A 3,490-nucleotide genomic window follows, 5' to 3' on the forward strand; every position below is an offset into this window, starting at 1 on the left:
TCCCGGTTGACCCCCGTTGAATTCGAGACCATCATGCACTCACCGGCCAGTCAGGCCGCGTGACTACACCTGTCACCTGCCGGTGCAGCAGACCCCACCGAGCAGGAGGCGCCGTTGAGGGTGAACGAGGTCGGCTTGCCGGTGTTTCCGGTGTGCGTGGCCTGGAAGCCCACCGTCACTGATCCGTTGCTGGGGATGCCGCCGTTGTACGCGACGTTCCTGGCCGTCACCTGCCCGGAGTTCGGGGAGTATGAGGCGTTCCAGCCCGACGTGATGGTCTGCCCGCCGGGCAGGGTGAACACCAGGGACCAGCCGTTGACGGCGCTGGTGCCGGTGTTGGTGACTGTGATGTTCTCGGTCAGCCCGTTGTTCCAGGCGTTGACGGCGACCGTCACCCGGCAGGCACCGGAGTCCGGCGGCGGGGTGGTCGGGTTGGGCGGCGGGGTCGTCGGGTTGGGCGGTGGCGTGGTCGGGTTCGGGGGTGGCGTCGTCGGGTTGGGCGGTGGTGTGGTCGGGTTGGGCGGGCTGGTGAGGCCGAAGAACCCGATGGCGGGCGCGGCCATGCCGCTGGCGGGCAGGCTGTGCCCGGCGCCCTGGATGCTGTACGCCTCGACCTGAACCGTGCCGCTGCTGTCGGCGTACCTGCGCCGGTTCCAGTTCGGCTGCGGCGTGTCGGTGGAGGTGGGTGTCTGGCTCAGTCCGAACACGTTGGTCCACTGCTCGATCGTCTCCTGCAACAGCGAGTACGGCACGAGGGTGTCGTTGGTGCCGTGCCACAACTGCACGCGCGGGCGGGGCCCGGAGTAGCCGGGATACGCCTGGCGGACCGCGTCGCCCCACTGTTGCGGCGTGCGGTTCATGTTTCCGCCGGTGCACTGGCTGCTGGTGGGTGGGAAGTCGGCCGCGTTGGCGAAGCAGTTGTACGGCACCCCCATGAACGCGGCGCCGGCCTTGAACACGTCGGGGTAGAGGGCCAGCATGTGGTTGGTCATCATGCCGCCGGAGGAGCTGCCGGTGGCGTAGACCCGGTCCGGGTCGGCGGCGTACTGCTGTTGCACGTGTCGGACCATCGAGATGATCGACACCGGGTCGCTGCCGCCGCCACGCCGCTTGGCCGCGTCCGACCAGACGTCGAAGCAGTTGCCGAACCCGGCCTGCTGGGTCGCGGACGGGTAGATGACGATGAATCCGTACCGGTCGGCCAGGCTGGCGAACTCGCTGCCGGAGTAGAAGCCGGGGCCGGACCCGCCGCAGCCGTGCATGGCCACGATCGTCGCCGGCCTGGCCGGGCGGTTGTCCGGCACGTAGACGTGCATGCGCATCCGGCCGGGGTTGTCACCGAAGCTTGTCACCTCGGTCAGCGCTGCCGCGTACGCGGGTTGGATCGCGGGGATGGCCAGGCCGGCCGCGACCAGCGACATGGCCAGGGTGAGCAGCAGTTTCCTTCTGATTCTCAACGGACGACTCCTTCGATTGCCTGTGCAGGCTGTGGTTGGCCGCGCGATCCGGTCGCGGGTGTGCCCGATGCCCGCGGTGACCGCGCGATGCCCGCTACCGGTGGCTCGCCCTGCCCGGCTGGAGGACCTCATCGCGTGACGATTAGTGTTCTCCTCGGACCAACAAGTGTCAATCGACGCTCTTCTATCGAGGATTGGCTGTGCCGGCCGGATCGACAGCGGTCGGTCTACAGTCGTCGTACCGTCCCTGAAGAGCACGGAGCGCCTGTGGCAAGCCCCTTCGACATCGACGAGATCTATCCCGACGACGCAGACCACCCGCTCCGGCTGCCGCGACGTCAGGTCGGCAACTCGCCGCAGGGTGTCGCGGTGACCCTGCTGGCTGACTACACCCTGCGGACCCGTGCCGCGCTCCCGTCCGCGGCCATCGTCGCGCTGCTGGCGGAGACCGGGGTGACCACGGCGGGCGCGCGTACCGCGATCAGTCGGCTGGCCCGCCGTGGCGTCCTGGAGGGCAGCCGGCTGGGACGGCGCAGCTCCTACCGGCTCAGCCGCGCGGCCGCCGCCAACCTCTCCGCTGGTGGCCACTGGATCCTCGCCTCCACCAGCTCGACGGTGCCGTGGGACGGGTGTTGGACGGTCGTCGCCTTCTCGCTGCCGCAGCAGCTGAGCACGCAGCGGCGGGCCCTGCGTGCGCAGCTGCGGTGGCTGGGCTACGCGCCGTTGTACGACGGGCTGTGGATCTCGCCGGACGACCTGACCCCGGCGGCCCGGGCGCAGCTCGACCAGCTCACCCTCGGCGCCGTCACGGTGTTCCGCGGCCGGCAGACCGCACTGGAGTCGGCCATCCACCGCGCCCCGATCGAGGCCTGGGACATCGAGGGGATCACCCGCAGCTATCGGGCGTTCCTCCAGCGCTGGACGCCGGTGTTGCCCCGGGTGGTGGCCGGGGAGATCGACGGTGCGGCCGCGGTGCGGGCACGGACGGAGGTCATGGACACCTTCCGGCGTTTCCCCGTCCTCGATCCGCAGCTACCGGTGGAACTCCTGCCGAAGAAGTGGCTCAGGAGGCCGGCGCGGGAGTTGTTCGAGGCCGTCTACGACGGCCTCGCGGCACCCGCCGAGCGACACGTCCGGGCCGTCGTCACGCGGTTCACCGACGGCGAGCAGCCCGGCATCGAGGCGCACACCACCGCCGACATCCTCGCCGGAGTACGCCTCGACGACGGCCCGGCTGCTCCGGCGCACGGCGGAGTCGTCTGCTGACGGTGGGTCACGCCGCGCTGTTCTGTGAGCGATAACAGTTTCACCGGAGAACGCGCGTCCGCGAGGTGCCGGTGCCGCGGATCAGCCCCTGGCCAGGGCTGCCCACCGAGGGGCGATGACGAGGAAGACGGCGCCGGAATCCGGGCCCCATAGCATTGATCCGGGCGTATGTTACGTCTTGACGAACGGCATGTTATCGCTCACCCTCGATGTTGAGGACGCCAGCGATGGCTCACCGGGCGGGCCGCTGTCGCACCTCACGATCACGACGTCCCCCAGGGCATGCGGACGTCGATCACGCACCCTCGGCAGCGGCGTCAGCCCGCCGGACGACAGGTGTCAGCGCGCCCGTCGACGCGGTAGACACCGCCAGCACCGCCGCCGACCGCTCTGGGCGCGTCGTGATCGGGGCCAGCCTTCCCGGACCGACTCTGGCAAGAAAGTGGAACGTCACCACCACCGTTGCGACCACCACTGAGAAGGAACCACATGAAACCCAAGAGAACTCTGCTGGCGGCGGCGTCCCTCGCCGTCGCACTCACCGCGGGCATGACGGCGGTGCTCGCCCCCACGGCCAGCGGTGCCGGCACGACCCTGAAGGCGGCGGCGGCCGAGAAGGGCCGCTACTTCGGCGCGGCCGTCGCGGGGCAAAAGCTCTCCGACAACCAGTACGTGACGATCCTGAACCGCGAGTTCAACAGTGTCGTGGCCGAGAACGACATGAAGTGGGACGCGACCGAGCCGCAGCAGGGTCGGTTCAACTACAC

3 protein-coding genes are annotated in these 3,490 nt (G+C 69.6%); 2 read left to right on the top strand and 1 reads right to left on the bottom strand.

Features of this window, described 5'->3' with window-relative positions:
- Positions 1-50 precede the first annotated feature (50 nt).
- Positions 51-1,457, bottom strand: a complete 1,407-nt coding sequence (locus AB0A95_RS34620; RefSeq protein ID WP_357559976.1) for a PHB depolymerase family esterase — start codon at positions 1,455-1,457, stop codon at positions 51-53.
- Between the two features lie 267 nt (positions 1,458-1,724).
- Here AB0A95_RS34620 and AB0A95_RS34625 point away from each other — a divergent pair, with 267 nt between their 5' ends.
- Together AB0A95_RS34625 and AB0A95_RS34630 are read left to right on the top strand one after the other, a co-directional pair.
- Positions 1,725-2,723 carry a PaaX family transcriptional regulator C-terminal domain-containing protein gene (locus AB0A95_RS34625; RefSeq protein ID WP_357559977.1) on the top strand — a complete coding sequence of 333 codons (999 nt, stop codon included), beginning with the start codon at positions 1,725-1,727 and terminating at the stop codon, positions 2,721-2,723.
- A gap of 489 nt (positions 2,724-3,212) precedes the next feature.
- Positions 3,213-3,490 (top strand): endo-1,4-beta-xylanase (locus tag AB0A95_RS34630; RefSeq protein WP_357559978.1); only part of this gene is annotated, 278 nt, incomplete at its 3' end.

This window comes from Micromonospora sp. NPDC049230 (assembly GCF_040647875.1).
Taxonomy (GTDB): Bacteria; Actinomycetota; Actinomycetes; order Mycobacteriales; family Micromonosporaceae; genus Micromonospora.